This is a genomic window from Latilactobacillus fragifolii (assembly GCF_905332535.1).
GTDB lineage: Bacteria > Bacillota > Bacilli > Lactobacillales > Lactobacillaceae > Latilactobacillus > Latilactobacillus fragifolii.
The window spans coordinates 49065-66130 of the sequence record NZ_CAJOCF010000004.1 but is presented as its reverse complement, the minus strand read 5'-3'; the positions used below and the strand labels follow the sequence as shown (position 1 = coordinate 66130).

Annotated in this window: 21 protein-coding genes and 1 other annotated feature; of the genes, 20 read left to right on the top strand and 1 reads right to left on the bottom strand. The window is 42.1% G+C overall.

Translation table 11 applies throughout. The features are described 5' to 3' along the window. Positions 1 to 53: 53 nt before the first annotated feature. The 7 genes from J7Q78_RS06335 (at position 54) to J7Q78_RS06305 (ending at position 7970) form a co-directional block, all read left to right on the top strand. Entirely contained in the window at positions 54 to 254 is a 201-nt protein-coding gene (locus J7Q78_RS06335) for a cold-shock protein (RefSeq protein ID WP_004270328.1), read from the top strand. 291 nt (positions 255 to 545) lie between these two features. Next, complete coding sequence (locus J7Q78_RS06330) at positions 546 to 983, top strand: universal stress protein (RefSeq protein WP_208422183.1); 438 nt, start codon at positions 546 to 548, stop codon at positions 981 to 983. 145 nt (positions 984 to 1128) lie between these two features. Beyond that, positions 1129 to 2307 carry a serine hydrolase domain-containing protein gene (locus J7Q78_RS06325; protein WP_208422182.1) on the top strand — a complete coding sequence of 393 codons (1179 nt, stop codon included), beginning with the start codon at positions 1129 to 1131 and terminating at the stop codon, positions 2305 to 2307. Positions 2308 to 2528: 221 nt separating this feature from the next. Beyond that, the gene (gene glpK / locus J7Q78_RS06320) at positions 2529 to 4046 is read left to right on the top strand and encodes a glycerol kinase GlpK (protein ID WP_208422181.1); all 1518 of its coding nucleotides are present in this window, start codon (positions 2529 to 2531) and stop codon (positions 4044 to 4046) included. Positions 4047 to 4057: 11 nt separating this feature from the next. Beyond that, on the top strand, positions 4058 to 5884 hold the full coding sequence (gene glpO / locus J7Q78_RS06315; RefSeq protein WP_208422180.1) for a type 1 glycerol-3-phosphate oxidase: 1827 nt from the start codon (positions 4058 to 4060) through the stop codon (positions 5882 to 5884). Positions 5885 to 5907: 23 nt separating this feature from the next. Beyond that, complete coding sequence (locus J7Q78_RS06310) at positions 5908 to 6627, top strand: MIP/aquaporin family protein (protein WP_154242642.1); 720 nt, start codon at positions 5908 to 5910, stop codon at positions 6625 to 6627. Between the two features lie 254 nt (positions 6628 to 6881). After that, positions 6882 to 7970: a lactate oxidase gene (locus J7Q78_RS06305; RefSeq protein ID WP_154242643.1), complete on the top strand. Its 1089-nt coding sequence runs from the start codon at positions 6882 to 6884 to the stop codon at positions 7968 to 7970. Positions 7971 to 8059: 89 nt separating this feature from the next. Here the strand turns inward: J7Q78_RS06305 and J7Q78_RS06300 are convergent, their stop codons facing one another. Continuing rightward, complete coding sequence (locus J7Q78_RS06300) at positions 8060 to 8296, bottom strand: hypothetical protein (protein WP_235688068.1); 237 nt, start codon at positions 8294 to 8296, stop codon at positions 8060 to 8062. Positions 8297 to 8554: 258 nt separating this feature from the next. Between J7Q78_RS06300 and J7Q78_RS06295 the strand changes: the two genes are divergently transcribed. From J7Q78_RS06295 to argR, 13 genes are all read left to right on the top strand, one after another. Further along, the gene (locus J7Q78_RS06295) at positions 8555 to 9166 is read left to right on the top strand and encodes a TetR/AcrR family transcriptional regulator (RefSeq protein WP_154242645.1); all 612 of its coding nucleotides are present in this window, start codon (positions 8555 to 8557) and stop codon (positions 9164 to 9166) included. A gap of 58 nt (positions 9167 to 9224) precedes the next feature. Further along, positions 9225 to 9300 (top strand) — a sequence feature (ribosomal protein L21 leader region). A gap of 12 nt (positions 9301 to 9312) precedes the next feature. Further along, positions 9313 to 9621: a 50S ribosomal protein L21 gene (gene rplU / locus J7Q78_RS06290; RefSeq protein ID WP_154242646.1), complete on the top strand. Its 309-nt coding sequence runs from the start codon at positions 9313 to 9315 to the stop codon at positions 9619 to 9621. A gap of 14 nt (positions 9622 to 9635) precedes the next feature. Further along, the gene (locus J7Q78_RS06285) at positions 9636 to 9977 is read left to right on the top strand and encodes a ribosomal-processing cysteine protease Prp (RefSeq protein WP_154242647.1); all 342 of its coding nucleotides are present in this window, start codon (positions 9636 to 9638) and stop codon (positions 9975 to 9977) included. Between the two features lie 28 nt (positions 9978 to 10005). Next, entirely contained in the window at positions 10006 to 10293 is a 288-nt protein-coding gene (gene rpmA, locus J7Q78_RS06280; RefSeq protein WP_208422178.1) for a 50S ribosomal protein L27, read from the top strand. Between the two features lie 439 nt (positions 10294 to 10732). Next, the gene (efp, locus tag J7Q78_RS06275; protein ID WP_154242649.1) at positions 10733 to 11290 is read left to right on the top strand and encodes an elongation factor P; all 558 of its coding nucleotides are present in this window, start codon (positions 10733 to 10735) and stop codon (positions 11288 to 11290) included. 35 nt (positions 11291 to 11325) lie between these two features. Further along, a complete protein-coding gene (locus J7Q78_RS06270; protein WP_004265607.1) occupies positions 11326 to 11769 on the top strand; it encodes an Asp23/Gls24 family envelope stress response protein in 444 nt (147 codons plus the stop codon). Beyond that, positions 11769 to 12197, top strand: coding sequence for a transcription antitermination factor NusB (gene nusB / locus J7Q78_RS06265; protein WP_208422177.1), 429 nt, complete (start codon positions 11769 to 11771; stop codon positions 12195 to 12197). Before J7Q78_RS06270 ends, nusB begins: the two co-directional genes overlap by 1 nt. A gap of 163 nt (positions 12198 to 12360) precedes the next feature. After that, positions 12361 to 13212 carry a bifunctional methylenetetrahydrofolate dehydrogenase/methenyltetrahydrofolate cyclohydrolase FolD gene (gene folD, locus J7Q78_RS06260; RefSeq protein ID WP_154242651.1) on the top strand — a complete coding sequence of 284 codons (852 nt, stop codon included), beginning with the start codon at positions 12361 to 12363 and terminating at the stop codon, positions 13210 to 13212. After that, positions 13205 to 14554, top strand: a complete 1350-nt coding sequence (gene xseA, locus J7Q78_RS06255) for an exodeoxyribonuclease VII large subunit (protein ID WP_208422176.1) — start codon at positions 13205 to 13207, stop codon at positions 14552 to 14554. The genes folD and xseA overlap by 8 nt, the downstream gene beginning before the upstream one ends. 1 nt (position 14555) lies before the next feature. Beyond that, complete coding sequence (locus J7Q78_RS06250) at positions 14556 to 14786, top strand: exodeoxyribonuclease VII small subunit (RefSeq protein ID WP_208422175.1); 231 nt, start codon at positions 14556 to 14558, stop codon at positions 14784 to 14786. After that, entirely contained in the window at positions 14786 to 15658 is an 873-nt protein-coding gene (locus tag J7Q78_RS06245) for a polyprenyl synthetase family protein (RefSeq protein WP_208422174.1), read from the top strand. Before J7Q78_RS06250 ends, J7Q78_RS06245 begins: the two co-directional genes overlap by 1 nt. Before the next feature lie 8 nt (positions 15659 to 15666). Beyond that, entirely contained in the window at positions 15667 to 16497 is an 831-nt protein-coding gene (locus J7Q78_RS06240; protein ID WP_208422173.1) for a TlyA family RNA methyltransferase, read from the top strand. A 79-nt stretch (positions 16498 to 16576) separates the two neighbouring features. Further along, complete coding sequence (argR, locus tag J7Q78_RS06235; RefSeq protein WP_154242656.1) at positions 16577 to 17029, top strand: arginine repressor; 453 nt, start codon at positions 16577 to 16579, stop codon at positions 17027 to 17029. Positions 17030 to 17066: the final 37 nt, after the last annotated feature.

The window sequence follows — 17066 nt, the reverse complement described above, 5'->3', positions numbered from 1 at the left end:
AATATTTATTGCAACAAAAAACGTACATTGATATGTATCAGGAGGAAATTATTATGAACAACGGCACAGTAAAATGGTTTAACGCAGACAAAGGTTTTGGTTTTATCACTGGTGAAGACGGTAAAGACGTATTTGCTCACTTCTCAGCTATCCAAGGTGACGGTTACAAGTCATTAGACGAAGGCCAAGCAGTATCATTTGATGTTGAAGACAGCGATCGCGGTCCTCAAGCAACAAATATCGTTAAACTTTAATATTTGTGCCCCGCATCCGCGGGGTTTTTTTGTACAATCAATTCGGTAAAATAAGTAGGGGTCTGAGGCAATTCTTGTCTCGGCCCCTTTTTTAGTTTATAGTGCATGAATTTGCTACTAAGTGCTTTTGTTAATTAGGTTATATCTAAGCCTCACTTAGATTTATACGTTATCGACGACTCTTTAGCAATTAGTAGTCAGGCAGTTAAATTGGCAATGCCCTGGTGAAGTGAGTATGATGAAGACATCGTAAGGATGTGCATTAATCTCATTCATAGGAGGGGTTGCCAAATGATTACAACCTATAAGAAAATCTTAGTCGGAATCGACGGGTCCGACTTAGCGCAGAAGGCTTTTATGGAAGCTGTTGAAGTGGCAAAAAGAAATGATGCTGAGCTCTATGTGGCCCATATTATTCCCAGTGCAGTCTATGTTTCACCAGATGCTAGTGTTTATGCGAAGATGACGGCGATGGAAAAAGATCGTGCAAAAGAGCAATTAGCGGCTAATATTCGTTATGCGCATAATCATGGGCTAACGAAGATTACACCGATTTTGGAAGTCGGCTCACCGAAAAAAGAAATTGCGATTCGCATTCCAGAAAAATACGAGATTGATTTGATCATGTTAGGAATTACAGGTAAAGGCGTCATTGAACGCATGATGATGGGGTCGGTTGCTCAGTACGTTAGTGCCCATGCTGCAACAAATGTTTTATTGGTTAAATAAGTAAGTCTAGCTATTAAAGCGGTCGCGAACAATTTTGGTTGCGACCGTTTTTTGGTGGCTAGATGACAATAATGTCACTGTTCAAATTCCAAAGCGTATAGTACATTAATATTGTAATAGATTAGAAATTTTGGAGGAACGGTTGATGTCAAAAAAAGGACGTCAAATTGGCGGTGTCATTGCGATTTTAGCTATATTTAGTTTGGTAGCAGGTGGAATCGTGATCCAGCAACAACGTCACCAACAAGAAGTAAAAAGCGCGCAGCATCAAGCGAAGATTAAACGTCAACAGCAAATACAAGCAGCCAAGAAACGACGCGCATCGCAACAAGTCGCCGCTGCTAAGGCAAAAGAAGAACGACTTAAAGCGGAAAGACAGCCGATAATTGTTGCAGACCAAGCGTTGGATGACTACTTAAAGCAAATTGGTTTTTCAGGTACCGCGTTAATTGTCCGTGATCAGCAAGTTTTGTTGGATAAGGGGTACGGCAGTGCTGACCGAGCCAAGCAATTGGCGAATACGCCAGATACGCTATATGCGATTGGTTCAACTGAAAAAGCGTTGATTGCAACGAGTTTACTACAGTTACAAGAACGAGGGAAGTTAAACGTCAACGATCCAATCAGTCGTTACTTCCCAGACTTCCCGAATGGGCAACAAATTAAACTGACTGATTTTTTACATCATACATCAGGAATTGTCGGTCGTGATCAAGATAATCAGACGAAGACTCTCGATCAATTAATCCAAGAAATTATTAAAAATGGGATTAAGGAACAACCGGGTAAGTGGCATTATCTGGATGCAAACTATATTGTGTTGACGAAGGTCTTGGAAAAAGTGAGTCATCAAGATTATAAAACGTATCTGAAAGAAAAAATTCTAAAACCAAGTCAGATGGCCCACACTGGTTTTATGACCGATCAATATGCGCAATTGCCATCGGCTTCAATTGGTTATCTGGCAAATGGAACGCCGGGGCAACTCCCTAATTTTACCCAACTGCCAGGGGTCGGAGATATGTATATGACGGCGACTGATATGTATCGTTTTGACCGCGCATTGTGGACTGGAAAATTAATTAACGAACAAAGTAAGGCGCAAATGTTCCAACCAGGGAGTAGTTCGCATTATGGCATGGGCTTTTACAATGATCCAGCCTTGATTGTTAATCGTGGTTATTTGTCAGGATGGAGTGTATCAAATGGCTTTAGCCATGGTGGCCGGATCTATATCGTCCTATTTTCAAACGAGAAGAACGAAAAGGTTTCGCTCAGCAAGATGAACGGTGAATTGTATACGAAAATAGTTGCGACGATTTAAGCTAAAAACGGACTTAATGATTCAGATGAAGGACTTTAAAGCCTACTAATCTGGAAACATTAAGCCGTTTTTATTTTTGATGGCCAATAAAAACCAGATTAACAAGAATGTTGAATTGTGTGTGATTTAATTTTATAAAAACGCTTTCTTTTTGGACATCGTTAATCTATAATAGTCATTAAGGAAAGCTTTTTTAATATTGTTGCTAAAGGAGGATTAAGATGACTGAAAAATACATTTTGGCGATTGATGAGGGAACAACCAGTACTCGGTCAATCATTTTTGATCACAATGGTCAAAAAGTTGCCGACGCACAGCGTGAATTTCCTCAGTACTTCCCGGAACCCGGTTGGGTAGAACATAATGCCAATGAAATTTGGAACGCTGTTTTATCGACAATCGCCAATGCTTTTATATCATCGGGGATTCAACCCCATCAAATCGCAGGGATCGGGATTACCAATCAGCGTGAAACAACTATTATTTGGGATAAGGAAACGGGCCTCCCCATTTACAATGCAGTTGTATGGCAATCAAGACAAACAAGCGAGATTGCAGAACAACTGAAAAAAGCGGGACATGAAGCATTGTTCCATCAAAAAACAGGGCTATTGATTGATGCTTACTTTTCAGCGACTAAAATTCGTTGGATTTTGGATCAGGTGCCAGGGGCACAAGAACGGGCCGAAAAGGGTGAGCTTCTCTTTGGAACCATCGATACTTGGATTACATGGAAATTAACAGGTGGCACGTCACACGTTACCGACTATACGAATGCAAGTCGGACAATGTTGTTTAACATTCACGATTTGGATTGGGACGACGAAATCCTCAAGATTTTAAACATTCCACGGGTCATGTTACCTGATGTCTGTTCGAACTCTGAAGTATATGGCAAAACGGCACCTTATCACTTCTATGGTAGTACGGTGCCCATCTCAGGGATGGCGGGGGACCAACAAGCAGCTTTATTTGGACAATTGGCCCTCCAACCAGGCATGGTCAAGAACACCTATGGAACAGGTTCGTTTATCGTTATGAACACTGGCGAAAAACCAACGATGTCAGACAATAATTTACTGACGACGATTGGCTATTCAATTAATGGTAAAGTGAATTATGCCCTTGAAGGCTCAGTCTTTGTTGCTGGTTCAGCCATCCAATGGTTGCGCGACAGCATGCAACTAATTGAAAAATCAGCTGATTCAGAAGCAGCTGCTAAGGCTTCAACTAGTTTAAATGAAGTTTATGTTGTCCCTGCTTTTACAGGCTTGGGGGCACCATACTGGGACTCAGAAGCACGCGGTTCAATCCTTGGCATTACGCGGGGGACGAACCGGCAAGACGTTATTAAGGCAACATTGCAATCATTAGCTTATCAAACGCGTGATGTCGTTCAGACCATGCAAAAAGATACCGGAATTGATATCAAAGTACTTCGCGTTGACGGGGGTGCTGCCAACAACAACTATTTAATGCAATTCCAAGCAGATATTTTGAATAGCGCGATTGAAAAAGCAGCTAATTTAGAAACAACGGCTATGGGGGCTGCCTTTTTAGCTGGTTTAGCAGTTGGTTTCTGGCAAGATACAGACGAATTGGCTCATATTTTCGCAGTTGGACAGCGTTTCGAACCAGAAATGCCTGAAGAAGAACGAGAAGATCTCTATGCTGGTTGGCAACAAGCAGTTGAAGCCACTAAGATTTTCAAACATCGACCATATAAAATGCATGAATGAGGAGGATTATGATGACATTTTCATTAGAAGGACGTCAACAAATCATTAATAATTTAAAGAACGAACAACTTGATTTATTAGTAATCGGTGGTGGGATTACTGGTGCGGGGGTTGCCATTCAAGCAGCTGCATCAGGTATCAAAACCGGTTTGATTGAAATGCAAGATTTTGCCGAAGGGACTTCATCCCGATCAACGAAGTTAGTTCATGGTGGCATCCGTTATTTGAAGACTTTTGACGTTGGGGTTGTGGCAGATACTGTTAGTGAACGGGCCGTTGTCCAAGGAATCGCTCCGCACATCCCACGGCCAACGCCAATGCTCTTGCCAATCTACGATGAACCTGAAGCAACCTATGATATGTTTAGTGTTAAGATTGCCATGGACTTATACGATAAATTGGCCGGCGTAACGGGGACACAATATGCAAATTACACAATTGACCGGAAAGAAGTCCTCCAACGCGAACCTGGCTTGAAAGCAGATCGCCTGATGGGGGCTGGGGTTTACTTAGATTTCGTCAACAACGATGCACGGTTAGTTATCGAAAATATCAAAGAAGCTGATGAATTAGGCGCATTAATTGCCAGTCACGTTAAAGCAGTGGGGATGACTTATGATGCAAACGGCCGCGTAAATGGTTTGAAAGCACATGATGAACTAACGGATGAAACGTTTGCTATTCATGCCAAATTAGTGATTAATACGGCTGGACCTTGGGTGGATAAAGTGAATGCTTTGAATACGGAAGTCAAAGCACAAGAAACACTTCGGCCAACTAAAGGAATTCACTTAGTTGTTGATAGCAGTCGTTTATCAGTGCCACAACCAACTTACTTTGATTCAGGCTTACATGATGGGCGGATGATTTTCGTTGTCCCACGTGAAGGCAAGACATACTTCGGAACGACGGATACGGATTATACCGGTGATTTCAAACACCCACGTGTTGAACAAGCGGACGTTGATTACCTTTTAAAAGCAATCAATAATCGTTATCCGAGCGTTAATATCGCTTTAAGCGACATCGAAGCTAGCTGGGCAGGCTTACGGCCACTAATCTCTAATAACGGAAGCTCCGACTATAATGGTGGTGGGGCTAATAGTGGTAAGGTTTCAGAAGAATCATTCAACAACTTAATCAAGACTGTTGATGATTACGAAAACAAGTCAGCTACTCGTTCAGATGTTGAAAAAGCAATCAGTCAATTAAGAACAGCGCATGCTGAAGAAACGATTAACCCATCCCAAGTTTCGCGTGGTAGTGATTTGAAAGTGGCTGAAAATGGCTTGATTACTTTATCAGGTGGTAAGATTACTGACTACCGTAAGATGGCAGCCGGTGCGCTTGAATTAATCCGTGATATCTTAAAGAAAGACTTCAACCAAGCAACGCGTGAAATCGATTCTAAGAAATTACAAGTTTCAGGTGGTCATTTCGATCCAAACAACGTTGATGACACACTTAAGTTCTATGCTAAAGTTGCGATGAATAAGGGAATTGATGAAGAAGATGCGCTTGATTTAGCAAACCGCTTTGGTTCAAATGTCAGTCGTGTGGTTTCGTATGCTGATCAGGGCGCTGCAGAAGGTTTGAACTTGAAAGAAACAATCAGCTTAAGATACTCAGTTAACGAAGAAATGACATTAACACCAGTTGATTATCTCTTAAGACGGACAAACTTCATCTTATTCCACAATGATCAATTAGCAGCTATCAAACAACCAATCGTTGATGAAATGGCGCGTTTATTGAACTGGGATGACGCTGAAAAAGCACGTCAAACCGAATTATTAGACGCGGCAATCGCTGAAGCACAATTAGACTATCTTAAATAGGACTTAATTTTGGAGGAAAGCTAATGGAACATTCAATAATGGTGCAGGCGCTTGGCGAACTGGTTGGGACGTTTATCCTTGTTCTTTTAGGGGATGGCGTTGTAGCAGGCGTTAGCTTAGCGAAAACAAAAGCCAATGGTGCTGGTTGGATTGCCATCACACTTGGCTGGGGATTTGCAGTTACTTTGGGGGTATATACCTCAGCTTTTATGGGCCCCGCCCACTTAAATCCAGCGGTAACGATTGCCTTTGCGATGATTGGCAAAACACCTTGGGCAGCGGTTGTCCCATTTATCGTCGCTCAAATGATTGGGGCGTTCCTAGGGGCGGTTGTCGTTTGGATTCAATACTATCCACATTGGCAAGCAACTAAAGACCAGGCTGCTATTTTAGGAACCTTTGCAACCGGTCCTGCTATCCGTAGTCCTTTTGCCAACTTAATGAGTGAATTGATTGGAACATTTGTCTTAATTTTTGCCTTATTGGCATTAACACGTGGTACATTAACAGCCGGTTTGAATCCATTAGTTGTCGGGGCCATTATTACGGCAATCGGTCTATCACTAGGTGGAACTACTGGGTATGCAATCAACCCGGCTCGGGACTTAGGTCCACGCATTGCGCATGCAGTCTTACCAATTGCCAATAAAGGCGATTCAGATTGGTCATACAGCTGGATTCCAGTTGTTGGGCCAATTATCGGGGGAATTTTAGGAGCACTACTCTTTGTTGTATTACCATAGCGATGAAGGAAAAACGATTAACCTAATTAGTTAATCGTTTTTTTTACGCATTTTACGCGCTTCCATGTTTATTGGCATAAACATATTAAAAAAGTCGTTAGTATAGGTCAAATTCAACAGGCGCAGTTAGCCAGCTGGACACCATTGAGCGATTGGATTGCGGGGTCCATATAAAAAGCGAGTATTAATGCTTGCTTACTTTTAATAAGGGAACTATGATAGAGGTATTAAATTATTGAAAGAAGGAATTGACAATGGTATATCATACTAGTGAAGCAGAAACACCAATCGATATTTTAAACTTAGCATCGTTAGAAGGACGTGTGAAAGAACGCATGGAAGCTGGGGCTTTTGGTTATATCCGGGGCGGTGCAGAAGACGAATGGACAATGGCTGCCAATACCAGTGCTTTCAATACTAAAAAAATTATGCCGCGCGTTTTAAAGGGCATTGATCATGCTGATTTACACACCAAATTATGGGATATTGATTTGAAGACGCCGATTATTCAAGCCCCCTCAGCAGCCCAAGGGTTAGCGCATGAAAAAGGGGAAGTTGATACTGCGAAAGGGGTTGCTGCAGCTGGGTCCATTTTTTCAATTAGCACCTATGCCAATACATTAGTGGAAGATGCAGCTGCAGCTGCACCTGGGGCACCCCAATTTTTCCAATTGTATATGAGTAAAGATGACCAGTTCAATGAATTCTTACTAAAAAAAGCCGTTAAAGCAGGCGTGAAGGCCATCATTCTAACGGTTGATTCAACGTTGGGCGGCTATCGTGAAGCGGATATTGAAACGCAATTCCAATTCCCATTACCAATGCCTAATTTAGCAGCTTATAGCAACTCTGACGGTGCCGGAAAGGGTATCTCAGAAATTTATGCTGCCGCTAAACAAGGGTTAGTACCAGAAGATATTCAAAAGATTAAGAAAATTACTAATTTACCAGTTTTTGTTAAAGGAATTCAATCGCCAGTCGACGCTGAAATTGCAATTCAAGCTGGCGCGGATGGTATCTGGGTTTCAAATCATGGTGGTCGTCAATTAGATGGTGGACCGGCTTCGTTTGAAGTGCTACCTTTAATTGCCCAACAGGTCGCAAAACGGGTGCCTGTCGTTTTTGATAGTGGGATTCGTCGTGGGGAACATGTCTTTAAAGCCCTCGCAAGTGGAGCGGATTTAGTGGCCATTGGACGCCCAATTATTTATGGTTTAAATCTTGGAGGTGCCCAAGGGGTTCAATCTGTTTTTGAACACTTAAACCATGAATTATCGATTACGATGCAGTTGGCTGGTACCAAGACAATCGATGAAGTGAAGGAAACAACCTTGCTCGATTAATATGGTATACTGAAAGTCCTTGGCAGGGGCATTAAAAAAAGCGGCTCAACTCATTAACGAGTTGGACCGCTTCTTTAATGTTAACCTAATTATTCAAGATGGGGTAGTTCAGCTAATAATAATTCGCTGGCAACTAATCCGAGTAAGCTGACAATGACGTATACCCAGTGAGAACCACTACTCCAACTGAATAAATACGCATCGACACCAACTAAAATGATAAAGAGCACGCAGTTTGTGATTAAACCAATTTTGAAAGTCAATTGACTCGCAATGACGGAAAATAAAACGATTGAAATGAAAATAATGAAGAATGCAGAAATCAAAATGACGACCACCTAACACTATCCGATTTGAAATACTACGCTTATTTTACTATAACAGCAGACGAACAACAATTAAATTTATCGGGAGAAGTTTTACTTTTTGTGGATTCGTTAACAGAATCTTCAAATTTACGGTGTACACTAGACCTTATTCAACTGATCAAGAGCCGCTATCAAGCCGATTAATGGACAGCTTTTTCACTGAGCGGCTATACTATTGACAGGTGAATTTAACTAAAGGATTGGGGGAACTATCAGATGGTTCGTGAGACGGATTTGCGAGCACAAGATCCACGTGTTCAACGAACAAAGCAACAACTACGTCAAGCCCTCATTATCTTGCTGAAAGACAGTACACCAAAGGGGATTTCGATTCAAGCAATCACCAAACAAGCGGCAATTACTCGCGGGACCTTTTATCTGCATTACGAAGATAAAGCGGACTTCATTCGAACCGCGGTGGCTGATCTGGTGGCCGATTTTTATCAGCGAGTGACTGTAGTGGTCGACCGGACATACCGTCAGGTCAGTTTACAGGCACTTTTTGAATATGTTGAACAACAACGAGCGGCTTTTAAAGTGTTCTATAAAAATGAGGCAACACTCCACTTTCAATCACAACTGACTGAATCAATGCGTCAATTAATGCAGGATTATGTGGCTAAGCGCTACAAGCAGACTTCTCAAGCTGATCAAATTGAGATGAGTATTACGGTTGATTATTTAGCAGGGGCAAGTTTAGCGTTGGTCTTTAAGTGGGTCAACGACGGGCTGGTGTATTCCCCACGCTACATGGCTAAGATGTTATACCAACTGGTACAAACTCCGAATATGACGTTTGATGTGGCACAATTTTTTGTCGAAGCATAATAAAACATTGACTCGCCTTGTGATATTCGATATAATATGAACGTTGTAATTGTGAGCTCCACAGCTGCAACCGCACATACTAAGGCATTAAGTACTATGATTAGTCACCTTAGTTGGCGAGTCTAAGAAAAATAGGAGGTGCACATATGTACGCAATTATCAAAACAGGTGGCAAACAATATAAGGTAGAAGCTGGTCAAGCAATCTACGTTGAAAAGTTAGCCGCAGAAGCTGGCGAAAAAGTAACTTTTGATCAAGTTATTTTAGTTGGTGGTGAAACAACTAAGGTTGGGACACCAAACATTGATGGTGTTACTGTTGAGGGGACTGTTGAAAAACAAGGGCGCGAAAAGAAAGTTGTTACTTTCAAATACAAACCTAAGAAACACAGTCATCAAAAGAAAGGTCATCGTCAACCATATACTAAAGTGATGATCGACGCTATCAACGCCTAATTGAGGGAAATAAGATGATTCAAGCTGACTTTATGGTCAATGCCGATTCGCAAATTATTTCTTTTCAAATTACGGGTCATGCTGACTCGGGTCCTTACGGGAGCGATATCGTCTGTGCAGCTGTTTCTGCTGTCTCAATCGGGACAATCAACAGTTTGCAAAAGCTTGCTGGTTTTGAACCAGAGGTCGAAGCAGATAACCTGAATGGTGGTTTGTTAACTTGTCAGATTCCGGTAACGGTTTCGGGCCAAGCTTTGGCGACAGCTCAGATTCTCTTACAGAATTTGCGGTTGACGCTCGAAGATATTACGCAACAGTACGGGCAGTACATTCAAGTACAAACAAAACGTAAATAGACAGTTAATAAACAGGAGGTGCATTTAGATGTTACAAATGAATTTACAATTCTTCTCTCACCATAAGGGTGGCGGTTCAACAACTAACGGCCGTAACTCTGCAGGTCGTCGTTTAGGTTCTAAACGTGCTGATGGCCAAACTGTAACAGCTGGTTCAATTCTTTACCGTCAACGCGGTACAAAGATTCATCCAGGTGCAAATGTTGGTCGCGGTGGCGATGACACATTATTTGCTCTTATCGAAGGTGTCGTTCGTTTCGAACGCCTTGGTAAAAACAAGAAAAAGGTTTCTGTATACGCTACAGAAGCTAAATAATTTTTCTAACACCCACTGTATGTGGGTGTTTTTTTGTGCCATTAAACAATCGGATTATGACACCCGATTTACAGCACACTCTAAACGTGTTCCAATAGCCATCTCCTTCCGGCTAACCCTGCATGTCAAACGATTGCTGCGCAATCCTTCGCCATTCTGTGTTAATCCTCAGGAGATACTCGGCTGATGTCACACTCTGTTTGTGTAAATCCAGTTTTACTGGTATACTAATGACTCAGGCAACAAACCATTGACAATCTAAAAATGCGTGTTCAGATTAACTTTTGGTCGATCGGATACACTAAAAGGGATTGGCGGGTGCCAGTCCTTTTTTTATAGTTATTTTAAGGATAAAAGGCTAGAAATACTTGCTTTTGAACTTGATTTCTTGCTATGATTAGGGCAATGGCATACTTATATAATGCTCGGAGGATAAACAATGTTATCAGTAAATGATTTTAAAAATGGCTTGACCATTGAATTTGACAATAACCTATGGCGGATTGTTGAATTCCAACATGTTAAACCAGGTAAGGGTGGCGCTTTTGTCCGCTCAAAACTTAAGAATTTAAGAACGGGTGCTAACCAAGAAAAGACATTCCGTTCAACAGAAAAAGTTGAAAAAGCAATCATTGATACAAAATCAATGCAATATCTCTATGCAGATGGTGATAACCACGTCTTCATGGATACGGAAACTTATGAACAACTTGAATTACCAGCCGCACAAATTAATGATGAATTGAAATATTTGAAAGAAAATATGCAAGTTTCTATTATGATGTATGGTAGTGAGACCTTAGGGATTGAATTACCAAACACAGTTGATTTAACGGTGGCTGCTACAGAACCTGGTGTTCGTGGGGATACTTCTTCAGGGGGCACTAAACCAGCAACCCTTGAAACTGGCTTAGTGGTCCAAGTACCGTTTTTTGTTAACGAAGGTGACTTGTTAACCATTAACACATCTGATGGGAGTTATATCTCACGGGCATAGGCTAAATTAGCAAGAACTTGTTAGGAGGGTTTTTGATGGCAGAAGAAACAAATATTGTCCTTGATACACAGGAAAATGCATTGGGCAAGATTCAAATGGCACCTGAAGTTGTGGAAGTCATTTTAGGAATTGCAGCAAGCAAAATTGATGGCGTCCACCAAATGCGCGGGACGTTATCATCATCCATTAATGAATTGTTTGGTCGTTCGAATCACGGTAAAGGGGTAACACTTAAGGTGATCGATGGCAAAGTGAATGCGGATGTTTATGTTTATCTAAACTATGGCGTTTCTGTGCCGAAGGTTGCCCTTGCGATGCAAGAAGCTCTTAAAGAACAATTGTTGTTCATGACCGATTTAGAATTAGCAGAAGTCAACGTACACGTGGTGGGCGTTGTCACTGAAAAAGCACCAAAAATTATTGATCCAGATGACTTATTTAACGATGAAACACCTGATCAAAATGGAGACCAATCTTAATGCCTAATTTTAACCGACACCAAATTCGCCAAGCTGCCTTTCAAGTGTTGTTTGCGTTAGATGCCAATGACACATTAGAATTGGCAGATGCTTATCAAGCCGTTTTAACGATGGATCAATTCGATGCTGAAGAAGTTGAAGAAGTTGCTGTTCCGGATTATCTGACCTTCTTGGTAACGGGCGTCACAGATCATCAAGCAGAATTAGATGCAGCCTTAACGCCATACTTGAAGAAGGGGTGGCAACTATCACGGTTAGCCAAACCGGATTTAATTATCTTACGTTTAGGATTGTTTGAAATGCAAAATTCAACGGAAACCCCTGCCAAAGTGGCGTTGAATGAAGCACTTGAACTTGCTAAACAATTTACAGATGATCAAGCAAAAGGCTTTATCAACGGCGTTTTATCTAAATTCGTTGAAGCTTAATTAGTAAAATACGAACGAAAATGCTTAAAACACGTTAAAAAATATTTTTTTAGCGTGTTTTTTTGAATTTAAAGGGTCGTTATTTGTTAATGACCCAAAATTAACCGTTTAACTATGCTAAAATAAAAACAGTCAATATCGATAAATTAAGGGGGTGCTGACTTTGAAATTACTAGATGGTCGCGCACTTGCAAATGAATTAACCCAAGCACAACAAGTGGCGGTGGCAGCACTCAAGCAACAAGGAATAACGCCTAAATTAGTCGTTATCATGGTGGGTGACGATCCAGCAAGTACGATTTATACGCAAAGTAAGCAAAAAAGAGCGACTAAAATCGGTATCGCATCTGAGTTGAAACGCCTGTCAGCTGAAACAACGGAAGCTGACTTATTAGCCGTGATCCGCCAATTAAATGCGGACGAAACGGTGGATGGCATTTTAGTCCAGTTACCATTACCAAAGCAAATTAACGAAGACCACATTATCCGTGCGATTGATCCACAAAAGGATGTCGATGGGTTTAGTCCGGTCAATCTTGGACAATTATGGCTTAATCAACCGGGATTAGTGGCCTGTACCCCAAACGGAATCATGCGGCTGTTAGCAGCACATAAGATTGATGTGGCTGAAAAAAAGGTTGTGATTGTTGGGCGAAGTAACATTGTTGGCCGACCTTTAGCAGCCTTGATGCTTAATGCTAATGCAACGGTCACAATTGCTCATAGCCGGACGGCAGATTTAAAAGACCTAACGAAAACCGCCGATATCTTGGTGGCAGCAATTGGGCAACCGCACTTTTTCGGCATTGAGGATGTCAAAGAAGGGGCGGTCGTTGTCGATGTTGGTATTAATCGGCTTGAAGATGGAACAGTGACTGGGGATGTCGATTTTGATGCGCTTAAAGAACATGTCAGCGCAATGACCCCAGTTCCTCGCGGCGTGGGGCCAATGACGATTACCATGCTGATGGAACAAACGATTGAGATTGCAAAGGAACGTGCTAACCGTGGTTAAACCAACAGACTATTTAACAGTCACCGCATTAACGCAGTATTTAAAAGCTAAATTTGATCGCGATCCGTATTTGGACCGGGTTTATTTAACCGGCGAAATTTCAAACTTTCGCTTACGGCCGAACGCACATCAATATTTTAGTTTAAAAGATAATAAAGCAAAAATCAGTGCGATTATGTTCAAATCAGCATTTGAGAAGATTAAGTTCGTCCCTGAAGAGGGGATGAAGGTTCTTGTTGTGGGGCGTATTTCTTTGTACGAAGCAACCGGCAACTATCAGATTTATGTGGAACGGATGGAACCAGACGGCCTTGGCGCATTGTATCAAGCCTATGAACAACTAAAAGCTAAACTAGCAGCGGAAGGCTTATTTGATATACCAAAGCAGTCGTTACCGCGTTTTCCCCAACGGATTGCGGTGATTACGAGTCCTTCTGGAGCGGTTATTCGCGATATTATTACGACAACGCAACGCCGGTATCCAATTGCCCAGCTGGTTTTGTTTCCCGCAGTCGTCCAAGGAGATGGTGCGGCCGATATATTAGTTGCGCGGCTCAATCAGGTTAATCAGCTAGGAAATTTCGATACGATTATCATCGGACGTGGTGGTGGCTCAATCGAAGATTTATGGCCGTTTAATGAAGAACGGGTTGCGCGCGCAATTGTAGCCAGCCAGATTCCGGTGATTTCATCCGTTGGCCATGAAACGGATACGACGATTGCCGATTTGGTGGCGGATGTGCGTGCAGCGACACCAACGGCAGCTGCTGAGTTAGCAACACCGGTCTTGACAGATGAAGTGTTGAAGTTGCAACAACAGCGCTTACGGTTATACCAAGCATTTTCGAAAACATTGGCGTTAAATAAAAAACAATTGACACACCTCCAGAATAGTTATGTCTTAAAACAGCCACAACGTTTGTATGACGGCTATGTACAAAATGTCGATCAGTTGCACCACCGGTTAGTATTAGCGCAACACCAACGCTTACAGGCTAGTCACCAAACTGTGCAACTCTTGCAGCAACGCTTGCAATCGCAATCACCAAATGGTGCGCTTCAACAAGCGCAAAGAAAGCTGACTGATATCAATCATCGTTTGCAGCGGGCAATCACGAGTCTTGTTCAAAATCGGCAGCAACAAGCAAGGCAAGCAGTGGCCGCCTTGGATCTCGTGAGCCCGTTGAAAATTTTGGGGCGTGGGTTTGCCTATGTGACGGATGATAAGCAAAATGTGATGAAACAAACGACCGATTTTACAGTTAATCAATCAATCGAGTTACATGTCCAAGATGGCCGCGTGAACGCGCGCGTTACGGCCACTCATAAAGGAGACGAATAAGATGGCAGATAAGAAATTAACCTTTGAAGAAAATTTAGCACAATTGGAAGCAATTGTGAATGAACTAGAAACGGGTGATGTGCCACTTGAAAAAGCGATGACTGCTTTTCAAAAGGGCGTTAAACTGAGCCAAACATTAGAAGAAACTTTGAGTAAAGCTGAAAAAACGATGGCCAAAGTAATGGCCGATAATGGTGAAGAAGTGCTATTAGATGCTGAGGGACAAGAATAATGATTGATTTCAAAACATTTGCGGACCAACAAATACCGGCTTTTGAAAGCTATTTGACTGAGCAACTTGCACAGATTGAAGAGCCAACTTTGCAAAAAGCGATGACCTATTCGGTGATGGCTGGCGGTAAACGCCTACGCCCCCTTTTGGTATTTGCGGTACTTGCAAGTGCCGAATTGCCGATTGATCAAACAGCTTATCGAGTAGCTGGGGCACTGGAATTGATTCACAGCTATTCGTTAATTCATGACGATTTACCGGCGATGGATAATGATGACTTACGTCGGGGGCAACCGACCAATCACAGGGTCTTTGGCGAAGCTCAAGCAATTTTGGCAGGTGATGGGTTGTTAACGTTGGCGTTTGAATGGTTAACAACAACCGATTTAACAGCCGTCCAACAAAGCCGTGCAGTCCAATTATTAGCTAAAGCGGCAGGGCCAAGCGGCATGGTTGCTGGTCAAATTGAAGATATTGAAGGGCAAACCAAAACCTTATCGTTAGCGCAATTGAAACAAGTCCACCATCTTAAAACGGGGCGCTTGATTGAATGTGCAATCGGCTTAGGGGCGCTTTTGGCTGATTTATCAGCTGAACAGAGCGCTAGCTTGCAGATTTTTGCTCAAAATTACGGCTTGGCGTTCCAGATTCAAGATGATATCTTAGATGTAACAAGTACCGCAGCGGCAATGGGAAAAGCAGTTCATAAGGATGCTGGTGATCATAAGAATACTTTCCCAGGTTTATTGGGCTTAGCAGGGGCCAAAACGGCACTTACTGCGACTTGTCAGGCTGCGCAAGACGCATTAGCAGATTTAACGGGGTTAGACAAGGCGCTATTAAATAGTTTTTTAAACTATTTTAATGAATAGGAGAACAAATGAAAAAAGAACGGGTAGATATACTATTAGTCCAACAAGGATTATTTGATTCCAGAGAACAAGCCAAACGGTCTGTGATGGCTGGTGAAGTGTACGGTAAAAATGATGAACGGATCGACAAACCAGGCGAAAAAATTGACGCCGAAACTGTTTTGAGTGTTAAAGGACGCAAGATTCCATATGTTGGTCGTGGTGCTTTGAAATTGGCGAAAGCAATTGATGTGTTTAACATCGACTTACAGAATAAAATTGCACTTGATATCGGCTCTTCAACCGGTGGCTTTACCGATGTGGCGCTTAGAAATGGGGCTCAGCTTTGTTATGCACTAGACGTCGGATATAACCAATTAGCCTGGAAACTCCGTGAGGATCCGCGCGTTGTGGTTATGGAACGGGTTAATTTCCGTTACAGTCAACCGGAAGATTTCACCAATGGGCAACCAGATTTTGCGATGACCGATGTTTCGTTTATTTCGTTACATAAAATCTTGGTTCCGTTGAAGCCGATTTTAAAACCGGACTGTGAAGCGGTCGCCTTAATTAAACCACAGTTTGAAGCAGGCCCTGCAAATGTCGGTAAACACGGGATTGTTCGTGATCCCAAAGTCCATAAGCGGGTTGTTGAAGACATTGTTGATTTCAGTTTAGCGACTGGCTACGATGTGCTAGGGTTAGATTTTTCACCAATTAAAGGGGGCGAAGGGAATATTGAATTCTTGATACACCTCCGGAATACAACGGCCGAGACTGGGACAGCGGCCCCTAATGTGAATATTGATACGGTTTTAGAGAATGCCTACGCTGCTTTGAAACGGCCAACGGGAAAATAGTGTATAAAACTTTGTATTTTATGTATAAATGCGCTATCATTGTGGGGTAGAAAATTTCTCACATGAAGAGGGTGTTTTAATGCGCAAGGTAGATCGACAACGACTGTTAAAAAATTTAATTCAGACCCACGAAATTGAACGACAAGAAGATTTTGTGAAGTTGTTACAAGCCGAAGACATCGATGTTACGCAAGCCACGATTTCGCGGGATATTAAAGAAATGCAGCTCATTAAGGTACCAAATGCGGATGACGGCTATCACTATAGCTTACCGCCTGAAAAGAAATTAGACGTTAAAGAAAAGTTGCGCCGGATTTTACGCGACGCTTACATGACGCACAATCAGCAGGATTATTTTGTCGTGATTAAAGCCTTACCAGGCAACGGGACGGCAATTGCTAACCTTTTGGATCAAATGCAGCTCAGTGAAGTATTTGGCACAATTGGTGGCGACAACACCGTGTTGGTGATTTGTAAATCAGAACAAAATGCGAAACAGTTTACGAAGTTTATTGAGGACTTGCTAAAGTAATTTGGCAAGTTTTTTTAGCATTAAGAGAAACGAAAGG